22 protein-coding genes and 1 riboswitch are annotated in these 20,868 nt (G+C 28.6%); of the genes, 17 read left to right on the top strand and 5 right to left on the bottom strand.

Annotated elements, in window-relative coordinates; genetic code table 11:
- Positions 1 to 51 precede the first annotated feature (51 nt).
- The gene (locus ACQPUW_RS07530) at positions 52 to 1,161 is read right to left on the bottom strand and encodes a DEAD/DEAH box helicase (protein WP_430836841.1); all 1,110 of its coding nucleotides are present in this window, start codon (positions 1,159 to 1,161) and stop codon (positions 52 to 54) included.
- Between the two features lie 157 nt (positions 1,162 to 1,318).
- Between ACQPUW_RS07530 and ACQPUW_RS07525 the strand changes: the two genes are divergently transcribed.
- Positions 1,319 to 1,489, top strand: coding sequence for a hypothetical protein (locus tag ACQPUW_RS07525; RefSeq protein WP_430836840.1), 171 nt, complete (start codon positions 1,319 to 1,321; stop codon positions 1,487 to 1,489).
- Positions 1,490 to 1,503: 14 nt separating this feature from the next.
- Here ACQPUW_RS07525 and ACQPUW_RS07520 read toward each other — a convergent pair whose 3' ends face one another.
- Entirely contained in the window at positions 1,504 to 1,692 is a 189-nt protein-coding gene (locus ACQPUW_RS07520; RefSeq protein WP_204594310.1) for a hypothetical protein, read from the bottom strand.
- Between the two features lie 13 nt (positions 1,693 to 1,705).
- Positions 1,706 to 3,001 (bottom strand): acetyl-CoA hydrolase/transferase family protein, encoded by a 1,296-nt coding sequence (locus tag ACQPUW_RS07515; protein ID WP_430836839.1) that lies wholly within the window; start codon positions 2,999 to 3,001, stop codon positions 1,706 to 1,708.
- A 452-nt stretch (positions 3,002 to 3,453) separates the two neighbouring features.
- Positions 3,454 to 3,555: riboswitch (purine riboswitch) on the top strand.
- Between the two features lie 117 nt (positions 3,556 to 3,672).
- Here ACQPUW_RS07515 and ACQPUW_RS07510 point away from each other — a divergent pair.
- The 13 genes from ACQPUW_RS07510 (at position 3,673) to ACQPUW_RS07450 (ending at position 15,874) form a co-directional block, all read left to right on the top strand.
- A complete protein-coding gene (locus tag ACQPUW_RS07510) occupies positions 3,673 to 5,058 on the top strand; it encodes a uracil-xanthine permease family protein (protein ID WP_430836838.1) in 1,386 nt (461 codons plus the stop codon).
- A 273-nt stretch (positions 5,059 to 5,331) separates the two neighbouring features.
- Complete coding sequence (gene kduI / locus ACQPUW_RS07505) at positions 5,332 to 6,162, top strand: 5-dehydro-4-deoxy-D-glucuronate isomerase (RefSeq protein WP_430836837.1); 831 nt, start codon at positions 5,332 to 5,334, stop codon at positions 6,160 to 6,162.
- Between the two features lie 21 nt (positions 6,163 to 6,183).
- Entirely contained in the window at positions 6,184 to 7,374 is a 1,191-nt protein-coding gene (locus ACQPUW_RS07500; RefSeq protein ID WP_430836836.1) for a glycoside hydrolase family 88 protein, read from the top strand.
- Between the two features lie 16 nt (positions 7,375 to 7,390).
- Entirely contained in the window at positions 7,391 to 7,885 is a 495-nt protein-coding gene (locus tag ACQPUW_RS07495; RefSeq protein WP_430836835.1) for a PTS sugar transporter subunit IIB, read from the top strand.
- A 71-nt stretch (positions 7,886 to 7,956) separates the two neighbouring features.
- Positions 7,957 to 8,754, top strand: coding sequence for a PTS mannose/fructose/sorbose/N-acetylgalactosamine transporter subunit IIC (locus ACQPUW_RS07490; protein WP_430836834.1), 798 nt, complete (start codon positions 7,957 to 7,959; stop codon positions 8,752 to 8,754).
- Complete coding sequence (locus tag ACQPUW_RS07485; protein ID WP_430836833.1) at positions 8,744 to 9,556, top strand: PTS system mannose/fructose/sorbose family transporter subunit IID; 813 nt, start codon at positions 8,744 to 8,746, stop codon at positions 9,554 to 9,556. The genes ACQPUW_RS07490 and ACQPUW_RS07485 overlap by 11 nt, the downstream gene beginning before the upstream one ends.
- A gap of 23 nt (positions 9,557 to 9,579) precedes the next feature.
- Positions 9,580 to 9,990, top strand: a complete 411-nt coding sequence (locus ACQPUW_RS07480; RefSeq protein ID WP_430836832.1) for a PTS sugar transporter subunit IIA — start codon at positions 9,580 to 9,582, stop codon at positions 9,988 to 9,990.
- Between the two features lie 6 nt (positions 9,991 to 9,996).
- Complete coding sequence (gene yajC / locus ACQPUW_RS07475; protein ID WP_430836831.1) at positions 9,997 to 10,275, top strand: preprotein translocase subunit YajC; 279 nt, start codon at positions 9,997 to 9,999, stop codon at positions 10,273 to 10,275.
- Positions 10,276 to 10,288: 13 nt separating this feature from the next.
- A complete protein-coding gene (kduD, locus tag ACQPUW_RS07470; RefSeq protein WP_430836830.1) occupies positions 10,289 to 11,068 on the top strand; it encodes a 2-dehydro-3-deoxy-D-gluconate 5-dehydrogenase KduD in 780 nt (259 codons plus the stop codon).
- Position 11,069: 1 nt separating this feature from the next.
- The gene (locus tag ACQPUW_RS07465; RefSeq protein WP_430833048.1) at positions 11,070 to 11,702 is read left to right on the top strand and encodes a bifunctional 2-keto-4-hydroxyglutarate aldolase/2-keto-3-deoxy-6-phosphogluconate aldolase; all 633 of its coding nucleotides are present in this window, start codon (positions 11,070 to 11,072) and stop codon (positions 11,700 to 11,702) included.
- 13 nt (positions 11,703 to 11,715) lie between these two features.
- On the top strand, positions 11,716 to 12,735 hold the full coding sequence (locus tag ACQPUW_RS07460; RefSeq protein ID WP_430836829.1) for a sugar kinase: 1,020 nt from the start codon (positions 11,716 to 11,718) through the stop codon (positions 12,733 to 12,735).
- A 90-nt stretch (positions 12,736 to 12,825) separates the two neighbouring features.
- Positions 12,826 to 14,829 carry a heparinase II/III family protein gene (locus tag ACQPUW_RS07455; protein WP_430836828.1) on the top strand — a complete coding sequence of 668 codons (2,004 nt, stop codon included), beginning with the start codon at positions 12,826 to 12,828 and terminating at the stop codon, positions 14,827 to 14,829.
- 40 nt (positions 14,830 to 14,869) lie between these two features.
- Entirely contained in the window at positions 14,870 to 15,874 is a 1,005-nt protein-coding gene (locus tag ACQPUW_RS07450) for a LacI family DNA-binding transcriptional regulator (RefSeq protein ID WP_430836827.1), read from the top strand.
- A 27-nt stretch (positions 15,875 to 15,901) separates the two neighbouring features.
- Here the strand turns inward: ACQPUW_RS07450 and ACQPUW_RS07445 are convergent, their stop codons facing one another.
- Complete coding sequence (locus ACQPUW_RS07445) at positions 15,902 to 16,342, bottom strand: helix-turn-helix domain-containing protein (protein ID WP_430836826.1); 441 nt, start codon at positions 16,340 to 16,342, stop codon at positions 15,902 to 15,904.
- Positions 16,343 to 16,441: 99 nt separating this feature from the next.
- On the opposite strand from ACQPUW_RS07445, the gene ACQPUW_RS07440 reads away from it, so the two are divergent.
- From ACQPUW_RS07440 to ACQPUW_RS07430, 3 genes are all read left to right on the top strand, one after another.
- Positions 16,442 to 17,701, top strand: a complete 1,260-nt coding sequence (locus ACQPUW_RS07440) for a serine/threonine-protein kinase (protein ID WP_430836825.1) — start codon at positions 16,442 to 16,444, stop codon at positions 17,699 to 17,701.
- A gap of 112 nt (positions 17,702 to 17,813) precedes the next feature.
- Positions 17,814 to 18,167 (top strand): hypothetical protein, encoded by a 354-nt coding sequence (locus tag ACQPUW_RS07435; protein ID WP_430836824.1) that lies wholly within the window; start codon positions 17,814 to 17,816, stop codon positions 18,165 to 18,167.
- A gap of 124 nt (positions 18,168 to 18,291) precedes the next feature.
- Entirely contained in the window at positions 18,292 to 18,774 is a 483-nt protein-coding gene (locus ACQPUW_RS07430; RefSeq protein WP_430836823.1) for a flavodoxin family protein, read from the top strand.
- 52 nt (positions 18,775 to 18,826) lie between these two features.
- Here ACQPUW_RS07430 and ACQPUW_RS07425 read toward each other — a convergent pair whose 3' ends face one another.
- Positions 18,827 to 20,656, bottom strand: coding sequence for an APC family permease (locus ACQPUW_RS07425; RefSeq protein ID WP_430836822.1), 1,830 nt, complete (start codon positions 20,654 to 20,656; stop codon positions 18,827 to 18,829).
- Positions 20,657 to 20,868 lie beyond the last annotated feature (212 nt).

The following is a 20,868-nucleotide window of genomic DNA, read 5'->3' as shown; positions in this document are numbered from 1 at the left end:
TAGGTAAATAAAGAGATAATATATATTTAAATATATATTATCTCTTTTAATTTAATCATTTAAAATTCTTCTTGGAATTTTAAATTCTATAGTTTCTTCTATTTCCGCTAACATTCTACTATCCTTTGGATCTACAAAAAGACAAGTATAACCACATTCACCAGCTCTACCGGTTCTACCTATACGATGTATATAACTTTCAACATTTTCTGGTATATCATAATTATAAATGTTATCAACACCACTTATATCAAGTCCACGAGCAGCTACATCTGTTGCAATTAAATATTGTATATCAGCATTTCTAAAAGATTTCATTATTCTTTCACGTTTAGGTTGAGGAATGTCACTATGAATCTTTTTACAGTTATAGCCACGTTTATGAAGATCTAGTTCTAAATTATCAACTCTTCTTTTGGTTCTACAAAAGATTATTGCCATAAATGGATTATCTTCATCTAATACTGTACATAAAGCATCTTGTTTTCTTCTATCTGTTGTTTCAACTACATCTTGCTTTATATTTTTTAATGTAATCTCTTCTTTTTTTACTGAAATAACAACAGGATCAATCATATATCTATAAGATAACTTTTTAACTTTTGAATCCATTGTTGCTGAGAAGCATAAAGTTTGACGTTTTTTTGGAGTCTCTTTCATTATGGCTTCAACTTCATTTTTAAACCCCATAAATAACATTTGATCAGCTTCATCAAGGACTAATGTTTTTAAGCTTTTAAGATCAATGGTACCTCTTTTTAAGTGATCTAGAAGTCTTCCTGGAGTTGCAATTACTAATTGTATATTTCCCTTTAATTTTTTTAATTGAGACCCAATATCCTTTCCACCATAAGCAGATAGTATATTAATATCTTTTCCTTCTTTAAGCTTTATAGCCTCTTCTGTTATTTGTATTGCAAGTTCTCTTGTAGGGGATATTATAAGAGCTTGAACACCCTTAGAATCTAGAGAAATATTTTCAAATATAGGAAGTAAGAAAGCTAAAGTTTTTCCAGTACCTGTTTGTGCTTCAGCTATAACATCTCTGCCTTCTTTTATAAAAGGAATAGTTTCCTTTTGTATATCTGTTGGAGTTTGTATTCCAGATTTTTTTAATACATTAAGTATATCTGATTTTATTCCTAAGTTTTTAAAATTCATAAATCTTACCTTTCGTTTAAAAATTTATTTTAATAAGTTCATTTAATGATATCACAATGAATAGATTAATTCTAATATATTTATTTTTAACTTATTTGCAATCAATATTCTAGGTAAATTATATATACTTTAACAAAACGTGAATAGTGGATTGTATATGGTAAATAGAAAATTGATTAAAATAGTTATGGAGATAAGAAGAGTATTTAGTATATCTTTATTTATCGTTTCATTAGGAATTATTTTATCAATTCTTCAGGTACAATTAGATGAAAAAAGAGAATATCATAAAAGACATGTAATAATTACATGTCTTTTTTTATTTTAGTTTTAAATTATAAATTACTCACCTAAAACTTGAGATGCATTTGTTATAATACTATCTAAATAATCGGAAGACCCCTCTCCAAAATAGCGAAGTATTTCATCGCAAGAAGAAGAGTTCTTTATGATCATTTCAAGTATTTTAACTTCATTAGTTAGAGTATCTATTTTATTGTTTAGACTTTTATTTGATTCTTTTGAATTCATAATAACACATCCTTTAACAAAGTTTATTTTTTTTAGCAAGTTCTTTAAGTTCTTCTCTAAATTTTGGGTGAGCTATATTTATTAAGCTATAAGCTCTTTCTCTAATACTTTTCCCACATAAATTTGCAATTCCATACTCTGTAACAATATAATCTGCATCATTTCTAGAATAAGAAATTGCAGAACCTATATAATGATTTAGAGCAATAGTTGAAATAGTATCATTTTTTGCAGTTGAGTGAAGGGCTATTATAGATTTACCATCACTACAAATACAAGCACCAACTCCAGTATCTGTTTGTCCACCAGTTCCACTATATTGAGTAAAGCCTAGACTTTCTGATGAACATTGCCCAGTTAAATCTACTGAAAGGGCAGTATTTATTGAAATCATTTTATTATTTTTTGAAATTACATAGGGATCATTGGTATATGAACACCTTTTTAGCTCAACGCAAGGATTATCATCTAGGAAATCATAAAGTTTTTGACTTCCTAAGGCAAATGCACCTATTATTTTATGAGGGTGAAGTGTTTTGTATTTATTTGTTACTACTCCTGCATTAAATAAATCTACTATACCTTCTGTTATCATTTCGGTATGTACTCCAAGATCCTTCTTATTAAGTAGGGATTTTGCAACTGCATTAGGAATATTGCCGATTCCAAGTTGAATTGTTGATCCATCTTCAACTAAAGAAGATATATATTCGCCTATTTTATAATCTTTATCTGATGGTTCCGTAGAAATTAATTCATTTACTTTGCAAGTGTTTTCTATAACATAATCAACTTCACTTATATGAACGCAAGTATCACCATGCACTTTTGGAAGATTTTCATTTACTTCTAATATAACTATATCTGCTTTATCAATATTCTCTCTCTCGTAAACTAAAGAGAGTGATAAAGAAAAGAATCCATGCTTATCCATTGGTGTTACTGCACCTACAAATATATTAGGCTTTCTATATTTAAGTCTTCTTGTAGCTGAATATCTTAAATGAGTTGGTATATATGAGCAAAGTCCGTTTTTGTTAGAATTTCTTGCGGGTGCACCCATAAAAAGAGATTCATTAAAAAAATGACCTTTCATTTCTTCTAATGTGTTGTATTTATATTCATTTAAACTTAACATAGTTACAACAGTAACATTCTCAACCTTATCTTTTATTGTGTGTAATTTTCCTAAAAATCCTTTTGGCTCACAAGGACCTAATGAGCAAACTATTTCATCATTTGATTTTACTAAGTTAAGAGCATCCTCTGTTGAAATTAATTTTTCTTTATAAATATTTAAATAATTCATATAATTGCCTCCTTGTAACAAAAATAAGTTAAAAATTTAACAAAGATTTGTAAAAAAAGAGCTATAACTAAATTGCTAAAAGAAATTACATGTAACATATAATCTATTTTAAAAATTTCGTGTATAACTCTAAATCTCTCTAAACACTTTATTTATTAACTTACTTATATAATATAACGAATATTCAGAAAAATCTACACAAGATGTAAAAGTTTACTGTTTGTTAAAAAATAAACTAAATTCTATATAATAATATATAATTTATCTAGTAATAATGTGATTATAATAATAAAGTTTATAAATAAATCAGAAAAAAATTAAAGAATAAAATTAAGATATAATTTTATAATTAGAAAAATTATACACTTATGATAAAAGTAAATGTTTAAATTTGAAATTTTAATAATTTTAAATTTAATGAATTTTTGATTTAAATTTTATGATATAATATGAAACATATCATAGAAACTGCTCGTATATCATCGGAAATAGGGTCCGAAAGTTTCTACCTGCTAGCCGTAAATTAGCAGACTACGAGGTAAATATAAATTTAGTATATAGATAATACTATTGTTAAATTTATTCACCTCAAATTGTATTTGAGGTGTTTTTTTATCCCTAAAAATTGAATAGAGCAGATGATAAATATATCAAAAGGGGAACGAAATAAGATGGAGAAAATTAAAGAAAGTAGCAATGAGTATAAGCTAATATATGGGATTAATGATAAACCAAAATTAGCAGCACAAGTACTATTAGGATTTCAAAATATTTTTGCGGCTTTTGGAGGGATTATAGCAGTACCGCTTGTAATATCAAGTGCATTAGGTTTTGATGGAGCAACATCAACTGCACTTTTAAGTGCTTCAATTTTAGCATCAGGAGTTGCAACTGTTATACAATCTAAGGGAATTGGACCTTTTGGAGCAAAGGTACCTTGTGTCATGGGAACAGACTTTACTTTTGTTGCACCATCAATTGCAGTAGGTTCAATTGCAGGGCTTCCAGGAATTATTGGAGCTACAATTTTAGGATCAATACTAGAATTTATATTAAGTTTTTTTATAAGACCGTTAATGAAGTTATTTCCTCCAATTGTAACAGGAACAGTTGTATGTTTAATTGGATTAACATTAGTACCAGTATCTATTGATTGGGCAGCTGGTGGAGTAGGAAGTGCTGACTATGGAAGTATGAAGAACATAAGTATAGCAATGATTGTATTAGTTATAACATTACTTTTAAATAGATATGGTAAGGGTATGGTAAGTAGTGCAGCAATTCTTATAGGAATGACAATAGGGTATATATTGTGTATTCCACTAGGAATGGTAGATTTTACTTTGGTTAAGGAATCAAGTTGGTTTGCAATGCCTAATATATTTAAGTATGGAGTAGATTTTGATATAAAGTATGTATTAACTTTTATACCAGCATATTTTGTTACTGTTATAGAAACTGTTGGCTGCTTAGCTTCTATTTGTGAAGTAACAGATATTAAGGCTGATGATAAAATAATCGGTAGAGGTGTACTAGCTGACGGTGTGGGAAGCTTGTTTGCAGGAATAGTAGGATCTTTCCCAAATACAACTTTTAGTCAAAATGTTGGTTTAATACCACTAACTAAAAATGGTAGCCGTTTTGTAGCTATGATGGCAGGAATACTTTTAATATTACTTGGATTTTTTCCGAAATTTGCAGCACTTATAAATATAATGCCAGCACCAGTTCTTGGAGGCGTTGGTATAGTAATGTTTGGGACTATAGCAGCTGCTGGAATAAAAACTCTAAGTAGCATTAAGATAAATAATAGAAATTTATTAATTATAGCAACGTCAATAGGATTAGGACTTGGGGTTACCTTTAGACCAGAATTTATAGCAGAGCTTCCTCAAGGAATAAAAATGATATTTTCATCTGGAATATCAACAGGAACAATTGTTGCACTTCTTTTAAATAAGATATTAAAAGAAGAAACAGTAGAGGAATTTAGAAAAGAAGAAGGGTTAGAGGATATAGAAAGTAATATAAAAACTGACGTTACAAATATGGCATAGAATTAAAATAAATTTATTAAGTAAAAAACTAAGACTAGGTTCTTAGTTTTTTATTTTTTATATAATTTATGTAATAAATAGTCAAAAGAGCACTTAAAATAATATATATTATGAAAACCTTTAATAATATAAAGAAGTAAATTAAATATTTATAAAAAAATATATTAAAATTCTATTGACAACCTTTTCAAAAGAAAATATAATAAACTCATAAGCTAAGTAAAGCGGTTTAAGAAAAACGGTTTACTAAGTTGGAGCTTTAAGGAGGATATTATGAATTATAGATATGCGAATCATCCAGAGGATTCAAAAAAATATACTACAAAGGATCTTAGAAGACATTATTTAGTTGAAGAAATATTTGTTGATGACAAGATTGAATTAACTTATAGTCATGTTGATAGAATAATATTTGGAGGTATTAAACCGGTTTATAAAGAATTAGTTCTTGAAGCAGGAAAAGAAATGGGAGTTGAATATTTCTTAGAAAGAAGAGAACTTGGTCTTATAAATATAGGTGGAGCTGCAATAGTTACTATAGATGGTGTTGAATATAACTTAAACAAGAGAGATGGATTATATGTAGGAAAAGGAAATAAAGAAGTAAAGTTTAAATCAGTAAATCCAGAAGATCCTGCAAAACTTTATGTCAATTCAGTACCAGCTCATAAGGAGTATAAAACTGTTAAGATTGAAATAGAAAAGGCAAATCCAGTTAGACTTGGAGATCCTAAAAGTCTTAATAAGAGAACAATATATCAATATGTACATCCAAATGTATGCGAAAGTTGCCAATTATTAATGGGAATGACAATTTTAGAAGAAGGTAGTGCTTGGAATACAATGCCATGTCACACTCATGAAAGAAGAATGGAAGTTTATTTCTACTTTGATATGGAAGAAGATACAAGAGTATTCCACTTTATGGGTGAACCAGATGAGACAAGACATTTAGTTGTAAAAAGTGAACAAGCTATCATATCTCCAAGTTGGTCAATACATTCAGGAGTAGGAACAAGTGATTATACATTTATATGGGGAATGTGTGGAGAAAATCAAACATTTGATGATATGGATGCAATAAGAATGGATGAATTAAGATAATATAGCACTTAGGAGATAATTATGATTAAGCAGATAAATATTGAGGATATTAAAAAAAGAGATGAATTTTTAAGTAGTAATTTATTAACTAAATCAGAAGTAAAGCAAGCTATAGAAAATGTTATTAAACAGATAGACGCAAATATGGAATATTTTAAAGAAAAGTTTCCATATTCAGCAACTAAGAATAATAAGTATGAAATCATAGAAAATATAGAATGGACAGATGGTTTTTGGACAGGCTTATTATGGTTAGCATACGAATATACTGGAGATAACAAATATAGAGAACTTGCAGAAAAAAATGTTTTATCATTTAAAAATAGAGTAGATAAAGACATTGAAATAGATCACCATGATTTAGGATTCCTTTATTCACTATCATGTGTTAGCGCATATAAATTAACAGGATCAGAGGTTGCAAAAGAAGCTTCAATAAAAGCAGCAGATAAATTGATTTCAAGATATCAAGAAAAAGGTGGTTTTATTCAAGCTTGGGGAGAGCTAGGACATAAAGATCATTATAGATTTATAATAGATTGTTTATTAAATATTCCGTTATTATATTGGGCAAGCAATGAAACAAAAAATGATAAATATAGAAAAATTGCAGAAACACATTTTGAAACATCATGTAATTATGTTATTAGAGATGATGCATCAGCATTCCATACATTTTATATGAATCCAGAAGATGGATCTCCAGTTAAAGGGGTAACTAGACAAGGTTATAATGATGAATCAGCTTGGGCTAGAGGACAAGCTTGGGGCGTGTATGGAATACCTTTAAATTATAAAAATACAAAAAATACTGAGGCATTTAATCTATATAAGGGAATGACAAATTATTTCTTAAATAGATTACCTAAGGATAATGTATGTTATTGGGATTTAATATTTAATGATGGAGATGATCAATCAAGAGATTCTTCAGCAGCTGCAATTGCAGTATGTGGAATGCATGAAATGAATAAATATCTTCCAGAAGTTGATGAAAGCAAGGAAGTATATAAATATGCAATGCATACAATCCTTAAATCGTTAATTGATAATTATACAAATCCTAATATTGGAGAAGGTGAACCGGTTTTATTACACGGAGTTTATTCATGGCATTCAGGAAAAGGAGTAGATGAAGGTAATATATGGGGAGATTATTACTATTTAGAAGCATTAATTAGATTCTATAAAGATTGGGAATTATATTGGTAAAAGAGGAGAGAGAATTATGAATACACCAAATATTGAGATGATGAGAGTGGATCAAAGATTAATACATGGACAAGGACAAATGTGGTTAAATGCTTTAGGTGTTAATACTGTAATAGTTGCAGATGATGAAGCAAGTGAAGATAAAATTCAACAAACTTTAATGAAAACAGTTGTTCCAAAATCTGTTGCAATGAGATTTTTCTCAATTCAGCATACATGTGATGTAATCTTTAAAGCATCACCTAAGCAAAAAATATTTATAGTATGTAAAACACCAGAGGATGCATTAAGATTAATTCAAGGTGGAGTCCCAGTTAAAGAAATAAACTTAGGTAATATACACAACTGCGAAGGTAAAGAACAAGTAACTCGTTCTATTTACTTAGGAAAAGAAGATAAAGCTGCAATTAAAGAGATGTCAGAAAAGTATGGAATAAAATTCAATACAAAGACTACACCATCAGGAAATGATGGAGCAGTTCAAGTAGATATAACAAAATATTTAGATTAAATTACTTTATGAAAAATCCTCCTAGGTAAGCTCTAGGAGGTAGAATATAATTTATTTATGGAGGTATAATAATGGAAATATCATTAATTCAATGTGTACTGATAGGTCTATGGACAGCATTCTGTCTAGCAGGTATGCTATTAGGTATTTATACAAATCGTTGTATTATATTATCATTTGGTGTAGGTGTTATACTAGGTGATATACCAACTGGTCTTGCAATGGGAGCTGTTGGAGAACTTGCATTCATGGGATTCGGTGTAGGAGCAGGTGGAACAGTTCCTCCAAATCCAATGGGGCCTGGAATTGTTGGAACAATTATGGCAATAACTATGAAGGGTAGTGGAATGGATACAGCAACAGCACTTGCATTATCTTTCCCATTTGCAGTAGCATTCCAATTCTTAATAACAGCAACTTATACTTTTGCAACAGGTTTAACTTCTTATGCTAAAAAGGGAATTGAAAAGAAGAATTTTAAACAATTTAGAATAGCAGCTAATGCAACAATATTCGTATTTATAATAGTAGGTTTCTTAATAGGATTTGCAGGAGCTTATAGTGCAGAAGGTCTACAAAAGGTTATAGAACTTATACCAGCATGGCTTATTACTGGATTATCAGTAGCAGGTAAGATGTTACCAGCAGTAGGATTTGCAATGATTCTAACAGTTATGGCAAAGACAGAATTAATACCATTTGTATTACTTGGATATATAGCAGTAGCTTATTTAAATTTACCTGTAATGGGAGTAGCATTTGTTGGAACAATGTTTGCTTTAATGGAGTATTTCAGAATAAAGCATAATGGTAAATCAAATGGAGGAAATGAAGAAGACGAGGAGGTTGTATTTGAAGATGGCATCTAATAGAGTTTTAAAAAAGAGTGATTATGTAAAAACATCATTAAGATCATACTTTTTACAAAATGGATTTAACTACGGAAACTATCAGGGTATTGGATATGCGAATGTAATGTATCCAGCACTAAAAAAGATATATAAAAACAATGAGGATGGACTAAAGAATACATTAGATGAGAATGTTGAGTTTTTCAACTCAAATCCTCACTTCTTACCGTTTATAACAAGCCTACATTTAGTAATGCTTGAAGCAGATACACCAACTGATGAAATCAGAGGAATTAAAATGGCACTTATGGGACCATTATCAGGTATTGGTGATTCTTTATCACAATTCTGTTTGGCACCACTTTTCTCTACAATTGCAGCATCATTAGCTCAAGATGGATTAGTAGCAGGACCATTACTATTCTTCTTAGCAATGAATGGAATACTACTAACTATTAAGTTGTTAACCGGTTTATGGGGATATAAATTAGGTACAAGTGTTATTGAAACTTTAAGCGAGAAGATGGGAGAAATTTCAAAGATAGCAAGTATGATTGGTGTAACAGTAATTTCAGGACTTGCAGTATCATTTGTTAAATTACAAATTCCAATACAATATACAGCAGCAATGCCAGATGGTAAAGAAAAAGTAGTTGCTATACAAGAAATGGTAGATAAAATAGCACCAGCATTATTACCAGCATTATTTACAATACTAGTTTTCTACTTAATTAAGAAACGTAAATGGACAACTTATCATGTTGTTGCTTTAACAATAGTAATAGGAGTACTAGGATCAGTACTTGGAATATTAGCATAATAGATTAGAGAGGAATAGATATAATGAAGATTTTAATTGTAGGACATGGAGAATATGCAGCTGGAATAAAATCAGCTATAAAGTTATTAACTGGAGTAGATGAGGGAATAGATGCTATAAACTTAAATGAAGAATTAACTCATGATAAGTTCACAGATATGATTCACTCATATGTAAATGAAAATAAGGACTTAATAATTTTTGCTGATATAACTGGAGGGGCACCTTTCCAAATTACATCAAGGGAAGTACTTTTAAATGAAGAAAGTGATAACCAATATGTTATAGGTGGAGTGTCAGTTGGATGTATACTTGATATAGTAATGAAAACTTTAGTTATTAGTACTGATGAGGACATAAGAGAGACAATTGAATCTTCATTAGAAGGACTTAAGGACATGAGTTCTATTATATGTAGAAAGGATTTAGCTTAATTTCTTATGGATAGATTAACATTCATACTTATAGTGTTATTAGCGGCATATCCAGTAGTAGTTCTTATGATAATGCCATTTTTAAATAAAAAGAAATTAGCAAAACAAGAAGGGGAGAGAGAAAAAATTCTCTCTTCTCTAAAAATTAACGAAAAAATAATTACTATATCAGGAATTTATGGAAAGATTAAAAAAATAGATGGGAATATAGTAAAGCTTGAAATAGCTAAAGATGTAATAATAGAAATAGATAAAGCTAGTATTATAGGAGCTTTAAAAGAATAGGGAGATGTTTATTATGGATAATTTAAAAGAGTTTTCACTAGATTTTTTCAATTTAAGAGGAAGAGTAGCTATAATTACTGGAGGAAATACAGGTCTTGGTATGGCTTATGCTGAAGCATTAGCAAAGGCTGGAGCAGATTTATTAGTAACTTCTTTTGATGATAATATACAAGAAGTTAAAGAGCTTGTAGAAGGTGCTGGAAGAAAAATTGTTTTTGTAAAGGGAGATCTTACTAAAAAGGAAGTTAGAGAAACAGTTGTAGATACTTGCTTAAAAGAATATGGAAAGATTGATATTTTAGTAAATAATGCTGGAACAATAAGAAGAGCACCACTTCTTGAATACAAAGATGAAGACTTTGAAGCGGTTATGAACATAAACTTAAACGCTGTATATTATCTTTCAAGAAGAGTTGCTGAAGTAATGGTAGAGCAAGGAAGTGGTAAGATAATAAATATAGCTTCAATGCTATCATTCCAAGGAGGAAAATTTGTACCACCTTATACAGCATCAAAACATGGGGTAGTTGGAATAACTCGTGCTTTTGCTAATGAATTAGCTATGCATAACGTACAAATAAATGCTATAGCACCTGGATATATAAAGACTGCAAATACTGCACCAATTAGAGCAGATGAGAAGAGAAATGCTGAAATACTTGGAAGAATTCCAGCAGAAAGATGGGGAGAAGTTTCAGATCTTATGGGAACAGTAGTATTCTTATCAAGTAGAGCATCAGATTATATAAATGGCCATGTTATTGCAGTTGATGGCGGATGGCTTGTGAGATAATATGATTAATAAAATTAATAAATTAGTTGCTATAGGCAAAGAAGCTTTTGTATTAGTATTAAGAACTGATACTACAAAAGAAGGTATTGAAATCGCAAAGGCTGCCATAGAGGGAGGATGTAAAGTAATTGAGGTTACTTTTACTATCCCAAATGCTGACGAAGTAATAAAGAATTTAGTCAATGATAAGAATGATGATGTTTTAATTGGTGCTGGAACTGTACTTGATCCAGAAACAGCTAGACTTGCAATTTTAAAAGGTGCAGAATTTATTGTAAGTCCATATTTTAATAAAGAAACATCAATAATATGTAATAGATATGGAGTTCCATATATACCAGGATGCTTTACTACTAAAGAGATTGTTGAAGCTAGAGAATCAGGAGTAGATGTTATAAAGCTATTCCCAGGTTCAGCCTATAGTCCTTCAATTGTTAAAGATATTAAAGCTCCAATTAAAGATATTGGAGTTATGGTATCTGGTGGTGTATCTTACGATAATATTAGTGAATGGTTTAAATGTGGAGCTGAAGTTGTAAGTATTGGTAGTGCAATAACTAAACTTAAGGATCCAGATAAAGTTAGAGATGAAACTAAAAAATATATAAATTTAATTAAAGAGCTTAAGAAATAATGAGGTATATACAATGAGGAAGGTTTTAGTTTTAGGAGAATTATTGATGAGATTAACTCCTCCTAATAATTTAAGGTTAGACCAAACAAGTACTCTTGAGATGTACTTTGGTGGTGCAGAGGCTAATGTAGCTATTGGTCTTAAAAATTTAGGGGTAGAGACAAGCATAATATCAGCAGTACCCAATAATGCAATAGGAAATTCAGCAAAGGCCTTTCTTATGTCCTATGGGGTTAACTGTGATAATGTAGTTACAAAAGGAGAGAGACTTGGACTATATTATTATGAAGAAGGATATGGTGCACGAAGTGCAAATGTAATATATGATAGAAAGAATTCTTCAATAACAGAGCTAGAAGAAGATGACTTAAATTTTGATAACATATTTAATGGAGTAGAATTATTACATGTTTCAGGAATAACTTTTGGACTTGGAGAAAATGTTAGAAAAATTAGTACTAAAATTATAGATGAAGCTAAAAAAAGAGATATTAAAATTAGCGTAGATTTAAATTATAGAGCTAAATTATTTGAAGACTATGAGGAATTTTTAGAAATATTAAGACCTATAGTTAAGGATAGTTATATATGTTTTGGGTGGCTTACTAAAAATCCAGAAGAATTTAAATTTTTAGATCCAGCTAAAGAGGAAGTAACTGATTTAGCTTTAAAAGAAAAGTTTAAGTATATGACAGAAGAGCTTGGAGTTAAGTATGTAGCAACAACTTTAAGAAGAGCTAATGCATTAAATATACATTCACTTACAGGGGTTCTTTATGCAGATGGAGAAATTTATAGATCATCTAAATATGAATTTCATATGTTATCTAGGATTGGTGGAGGAGATGCATTTGCAACTGGAGTTCTTAAAAAGATACTAGGTAATAATATAATAGATAAAAGTGAAATTATTGAATTTGGAATAGCTGCTGCTGTATTAAAACATGCCCAAAGAGGGGATATTAGTTTAGCCAGCAATGAAGAAATTAATAGTTTAATTAACAATAAAAGCTTAGGAAGTGTAAATAGATAAGTTATAGTTAAGAGGCTACAGGCAAAGAAGATTGTTTGTAGCCTCTTAAAATATAATGATTAAATTATATAGTTTAATGGAGGGTTCTATATGAAAAGTTATAATAAGAATTTAGAGAAGCTTAAAAGTAAAGTTGAAAATTACTTTAATGAATATGATAAATATTTCGTTATTGATTATATAAAGAATAAAAGGAATGAAGAATATAATAAAAAGTTAATAGGTGCAAATCTTCTAATGAATAATTCATTTATTTTTGATAATACTTGGGATATGGAACAATGCAATATTCCTTATATAGTAGATCCATTAAAGTGGGATTATACACCAAATGGAGATGAAGAGTGGACATTTATGTTAAATAGACATGAGTATTTAAATAAATTACTTATGGCGTATTATATTGAAAAAGATGATAAATATATTGAAAAATTAAAATGGTTTATATTTAATTGGATAGATAATAATGAAATTAATATAAAGGGCGGAAATACTATAAGAACAATTGACACTGGGATTAGATGCCTTGCTTGGATTGAAGTATTAATTCATTTAATAGACGAAAATAAAGTAAGTGATGAAGAAACTTTTAAAATAATATTTAGTATAAAAGATCAAATAGAGTATTTAAAGAAAGCTTATATAGGTAAATATACATTAAGTAATTGGGGAGTACTTCAAACAACTTCAATATGTTCTATATATCTATGGCTTAATGAATTTTTAGAAGATAAAGATTTGAAAAATTGGGCTGAGAAAGAACTATATGAACAAATAGATATGCAGGTATTTGATGATGGCTCACATTGGGAGCAATCTATTATGTATCATGTAGAAGTTTTAAATTGTTCAATGAAATTCATCAATTATAGTAAAAAGCTTGGAATAGAAGTAGATAATAATTTTATAAACAAAATAGAGAGTATGGCGGAATATCTAATGTATTCAAAATCTCCAAAATCAACTCAAGAAGCGCAAGGGGATAGTGATATAACAGATGTTAGAGATGTGTTAGTTAAAGCTGCAGTTTTGTTTAATAATGAAATGTTAAAATGGGCTTCTTTTGATAATATGGACTTGATGAGTGTATGGGTACTTGGAAGAAGTGGCTATGATAAATTTAATAAATTAAATAAAAAAGAACCAATGGATAAGAGTAGACTTTTCAAAGATTCAGGAAATATTTATATAAGAGATACATTTAAATGTAATGGAAATTATACTTATCTTCAAAATGGAACATTAGGTAGTGGACATGGACATACAGATCTAGGGCATATATCAATTTATTATAAAGGTAAGCCATATATTGTTGATTGTGGTAGATATACGTATGTAGAGGATGATCCATTAAGAGAATATTTAAAATCCTATAAAGCTCATAATGTATGTGTAATAGATAATGATCCGCATGGCGTACCAAATAAATCATGGAGTTACTTTAGCTACGGAGATTGTCTTAAAAATTATTTTAAAAATAAAGATAATATAAGTTATGCTGAGATGCCGTTTACAGGAGAACTTAAAAGAGGAGTTCCATATTTAATAAACAGAAAAGTATTATATATAGAGCCTGCAATATGGGTAGTTATTAATGATGTAAAATGTAGTGGAGAGCATGAACTTGAATGTATATATAATTTGGATAATAATGTTAAGGCATCTTTAAATTATAATGGCGTAGATATAAAAAATGAAAATGATAATCTTAAAATTATAAGTGAAGAAAAGTTAAGAATAACTAATGGACTTTTATCAAAATGTTACAATAAGGTTAATAATAATAAAAAGATTGTTAAATCATTAAAATTCAACAATAGAAGTGTAAATTATGATATTATTATAGATGGTAATATTGAAGTTAAAGAAGCTAATATAAAGCAATTCAATAGCCTAGATTATGTTGATAAAGAAGTAGCATTTTCTAAAGAATTCATAATATCTAAAAATGAGAGTTATATTGTTATAATATTTAATAAAGAAACATATAAAGGTGGAAAAATGTATTATTATAAAGATGTACCTTTCTACGGGAAAGTTATAGTTATTCATAAAAAAGGAGAAAATTATAATAAGATAAGATTAAAGGCATAATGAGATAATACAATGTAAACCGATTTAGAGGTGGAGTATAATGAAAAAAGTAACAATAAAAGATATAGCAGATATGGCAGGAACGTCGAAAACAACAGTATCTTTTTATTTAAATGGAAAATATGAAAAGATGTCAGCAGAGACAAAAATAAAAATAGAAGAGGTAATTAAAGAAACTAACTATAGTCCAAGTATTGTGGCAAGGAGTCTTACCTCTAAAAAGATGAATTTAATAGGAGTTGTAGTTGCTGACATATCAAATCCTTTTAGTAGTACAATAGTAAAAGGTATAGATAAAGTTGCTAGAAAAGAAGACTATCAGATAATAGTCGGAAGTAGCAGTTATGATTTTAATTATGAAGAGAAATATATAAATAGAATGCTAGATATGGGTGTTGATGGATTTATTGTTCAATCAACTGTAAAATTCACAAAACTTATAGATAAAATAAAAGAGCGTGGTAAAAAATTAGTACTACTAGATTCAGTAAATAAAGACTTTAGAGGTAAGTGGGTTAAAACAAACAACTATGACATAACTAAAGAAGCAATTACTAATTTAGTAGAAAAAGGGTATAACAATTTTGTACTTTTAACTCAAGATCCAAATATGTTAATGGTTAGAGTGGAAAGAATGAATGGGTTTATAGATACACTAGAGGAACTAGGTGTAAGTTATAAAGTTCAAGTAATTGATGATAATATTACAAGAGAAGAGCTTAATGAAGTAATAAATACAAATATTGATTTAGATAAGAAGAATTTAATATTTGCTGTAAATGGAAAGGTACTTCAGAAATCTTATGATTATATAAAGACTCAAGATTTAAATATACCAAATAATGTTGGACTTATAGGGTTTGATGATTGGGAGTGGACTAGGTACGCTACTCCAACAGTAACAACAATATCACAGCCAACATATGAAGAAGGTAAGTGTGCAGCAAGAATTCTAATTGATTCTATTGAAGAAGAAAATTTAGAAAATAAAAATTTAATACTTAAATGTAGCATAAACTGGAATGAATCGACAGATTTAAAATAAAAAAGAACGTGAATTATATCACGTTCTTTATTCATCTCCAAATGCAAAGCATTCATTTAGATTAAATAAGAATTCATTTGTATCCGCAACGGATAATCCTTTATTTATTGCAAATATTATTGCACTGTCTCTTGGATCTTTAGCATATAATTTTCCAACTTTTGCAATTGCAAGAGCTCTTTCAGTTTCATCTAAGTTAAGTTTAGCACTTATACAGAGCTTAATTATTTTATCACGGCTAGGATTTTTATCTCCATTTAATATTTGGTATCCATAAGTTCTACTAATATCAGCTTTATTAATAAGTTCACTTTTTTTAATTCCTTTTTCTTCACATTTATTTAGTATATATTTTGCAAAATCTGTATAAGTATATTCATCTATAGAATCTATATAATTCTCTAATTCTTTAATATTTTTTGTATTTTTAAGACGATCTAGTAATTCCGTTGTATTTTTTTCATTCATTATTATATATTCACTCCTTAGGATTAAATTGTAAGGTGTACAAGTAATATGATATAATTCTTTAGGGGTAAAATCAATATTGTAAGGGGAAATAGAATTATGGATAATCTTGTTTTAGAATACAAGCTTTCTTGTTATAAAGAACTAACTAAATTAAATGAAAACAATAAAAGTAAGATATATTTAGTTGAAAATACTAACGATAAAAAAATTTATATAAAAAAGGTTTTAACTAATTATAATCTTAGAATATATGAAACTATAAAAGAAACGGATTTTAAGAATTTACCTAAAATATATGAAGTATTTAGAAATAATGAATCTCTAATAGTTATTGAAGAATATATTCATGGTGATACTTTAAAAGAAATTGTAGAGAATAAAGGAATTATTAAAGAAGAGAAGGTTATAGAGTATATGATATCTCTTTGTGATGTACTAGAACATCTACATAATATGAATCCACCAATTATACATAGGGATATAAAGCCATCAAATATAATAATAAGTAGTGATGATGTATTAAAATTAATAGATTTTGATGTATCAAGGGAATATAAAGAAGGAGTAAATGAGGACACTAAAATTCAGGGTACAGAAGAGTATGCACCTCCTGAACAATTTGGTTTTATACAAACTGATGGAAGAAGTGATATATATTCAGTAGGAATACTTATGAATGTGCTTACAACGGGAACTTATCCTAAAAATAAACTTAATAATGGATATCTACAGAACATAATAAAAAAGAGTATAGAATTTTCACCATCTGATAGATATCAAAATGTAAGTGAATTAAAAAGAGATTTGCTAATGCTTAAAGAAGGATTTAATAAATCGGTAGATAATGTTGATGATTCTACAGTGGATAAAAAGAGAAAAATGAATTTGTTAGACCTTACTAAAAGAGATGATAATTCCACTTTAAATGTAAATTTAGAAAATGTAGAGGGCAATTCTAATGATATGGATAAAAGCACATCAATTGCTGATGAAATTAAAGATATAAATAAAAGTGAAGATAAGATTTCTATAAAAAACTTTTATAAAATAATTCCTGGCTTTAGGACAGGGGTATTATGGAAGAAGATATTAGCATGTTGTGGATATGGATTTTTAGTGATAGGACTATTTACTACTACAGGAACAGAAGGTACTAAATCTGTATTTTTAGAAAACTTATACATGGTAGTAGCGTTATTAGCACTTATATTTTTATATTCTAATTTTCTTAATCTTAAAGTTAAGTTACCATTATTAAAAAGTGATAATAAATTTAAAGTATTAGGTGGATATGTTTTATATACAATAATTATATTCTTTATATTAGGATTACTATTGGAAAGTAATAAAATTTAATTTGTATGCTGATAGCAGACCATAAAATTAATAAGACAATTTATAATAATACTTGTAGCAGGAAGTAAAAGGCTACAGGTATTATTTTTTATTAATTGGGAGGCATTATAAAATGGAAAAGAGAAGTAAGGTATTAATTGTATCAGCAGTACTTGGAGTATTATATTCCATATTTTTAGTAGTTAATTTTGGAGGTGCTATATCTGGAGCGTCATCAGATGCAGAAGCTTTAGGAGGTGCTATAGCAACAGCTTTAGTAACACCACATATGATTTGTATTATTCTAGCAACTATATTCAATGTAATAGGGGCAATTAAAAGTAAAGCAGGATTTGCACTAACTGGCGCTATTCTTTACACTGTAGGAGGAGTATTATTCTTAATGTATATTCCTTTTGTAATACCTATGATAGTTTTAAGCTTTGTAGGATATGCAAAGGTTAAAAAAATAGTTAAATTAGCATAAAGTTATATAGGCAAAATTTAAAAGGCTAGGCATTGTTAAAAAAACAAAGCTTAGCCTTTTTTGATATATAATATGAATAGGTGTAATATAAAAAGAGAGATTAAATGATATTAAGGAGGAAAGTATGAAGGTTTCAATTTTATATGATTCTAAAAGTGGACATACTAGAGAAGTAGGGGGAATAATAAAGAAAGGCATTGAAAGAGTAGATGGAATAGAAGTAAAATGTATGAATATTGAAGAAATTGACAAAGAATTTTTAGATGAGAGTAAAGGAGTAGTATTTGGAACACCAACATATCTTGCAAATACTACTACAAATATGAAGAAATGGCTTGATGATTCTCATGATATAAATTTAGAAGGTAAATTAGCATCATTTTATGCAACAGCAGATTATATATGGGGTGGTGCAGACACTGCTATTTTAACTTTAATAAATCAGATAATAGTAAAGGGAATGCTTATTTATTCTGGTGGGGCAGCTCTTGGAAAGCCATTTATACATTTAGGATATATAAGTGTAAATGGAGTAAATGATAAAGATATAGATACACCTATGATATTTGGAGAAAGAATAGGTAAAAAAGTTAAGGAATTATTTTAAGTTTTAAAATAAAAAATAGCCATAGAGATATAAATATCTTTATGGCTATTTTTTATTTAATTATATAAGGTATTGTTGCTAGTGCAACACTTTTTCTAGTTAATAAAGATGCTCTAAGTATTAGAGTAATTTGATTATGAAGGAAGTTATCATGAAGTTTAGAGGAAACTAGTTGAGGTAATACAACTAAGACTTTCTCATCACTGGATAAATTCTTACACATTTGATCTATATATTTAATAATTGGATTACGTATTTCTCTATAAGGTGATGATAATACTGTAATTTCATTTTTAAATCCAAATTTCTTAAAATCATCAATAAGCTTCTCTGTTTTATCTTCATTTGTAGATATATGAAGAATTGTTATATCTGAAGATATTGACTTAGCATAATTATAGCATTTAACAAAACTTTTATTCAAAGAATCAATAAGTAAAACAACTCTATAGTTTGTAATATCTGATTCATAGGTTTTAAGAGTCTCTCCTTCATGTATCTTAAGTTCAGAATAAGTTACATCATAGTATTTTTTTATTCTATACATTATGAATACTATAATAGGGATTATTATGCAAATAATCCAGGCACCTTCAAGGAATTTAGAAACTGTTATTATAATTAAAGTAGTAGCACTTACAATAAGTCCTAGACCATTTACTAAAGCTTTATGTCTCCAGCCTTTAGGTCTTCCTTTAAACCATTTAACTAACATACCACTTTGAGCAATTGTAAATGAAATAAATACTCCGATTGCATAAAGGGGAAGTAATAAAGATAAATCTCCATTAAAAATAATTACTAATAGTATTGAAACTACTGAAAGCAGTATGATTCCATTTGAGTAACCAAGTCTTCTTCCTATTTTACTTAATTGTCTTGGAGCAAATCCATCTCTTGATACTATTGATAATAATAATGGTAGGCCTGAAAAGGCAGTGTTTGCAGCCATAAGTAATATTATTGCAGTTGTAAATTGTATTATATAGTAAAATATATTATGACCAAATATTTGAATAGCTATTTGTGATATCTGTGTTTGTTCAGGATTTGGTATAGCATAATATATTGTTGATAGATAGGATAAACCACCTAAAATTAAAAATACTAAAATTCCTAATAAATAAAGTACATGCTTTGCATGTTTTTGTGAAGGGGCTTTAAATGCTGGTACAGCATTACTTACAGCTTCAATACCAGTAAGGGCAGTACATCCAGATGCAAAGGCCTTTAAAAATATTAAAACTGTTATATTTTTTGAAAAGCTTGGCAAGCTATATAGTGGTTTAGGAGTAAATCCTAAAACGTGTACCTTATATATACCAACAACAATCATAAATAAGATTGATATTGCAAAAAGATATGTAGGTACGCCAAAAAGCTTTGAAGCTTCTCTTATCCCTCTTAAATTACCTATAGTTAAAAAAAGTATAAGTCCTATTGTTATTAACACTCTATAGTTATAAAGTGAGGGAAAAGCTGATGTTATAGCATCCGTACTTGCAGTACCACTAACGGCTACGGTTAAAATATAGTCGACTATCAGTGCAGATGCTGCAAGTAAACTAGTCTTTGTACCAAAGTTATCTTTGGCAACCATATAGGCGCCACCACCAGAAGGATAACAATCAATAACTTGCTTATAGGAGCAAATTAAAAAGAACATTAATAGTATTATGGCAATTGTAACAAATAACATATATTTAAAGGCTAATAAGCCTGTTACTGGCAATAATACTCCAAGTATTGCACCACCAGCATATGCTACAGATGATATTGCATCACTTGATAATATAGGTAACCCCCATAATGTATTAAATGTTTGATTTTTTAAATCTTTGGTCATTAATGGTTTCCCAATTAAAATTTGTGAAATATTCATAATTACACCTCGAAAAAACAATTTGTTACGATTATAAGTTCTATTATTGAACTAGCTATTAACATTCGGTACCTCTACATTAAATAAGTATGAATTTTTTGAAAACAAAATTTAGTTTAAAATAAATAGAATTATATAGAATTTATATAGTTAAAGAAAAAAATATAGGGAGTAATTAATTAACATATATTAAAATAAATTATATATTTGAA

The sequence above is a fragment of the Clostridium sardiniense genome, from assembly GCF_050584765.1.
In the GTDB taxonomy this organism is placed as follows: Bacteria; Bacillota; Clostridia; order Clostridiales; family Clostridiaceae; genus Clostridium; species Clostridium sardiniense_A.
This window is presented reverse-complemented; position numbering and strand designations above follow the sequence as displayed.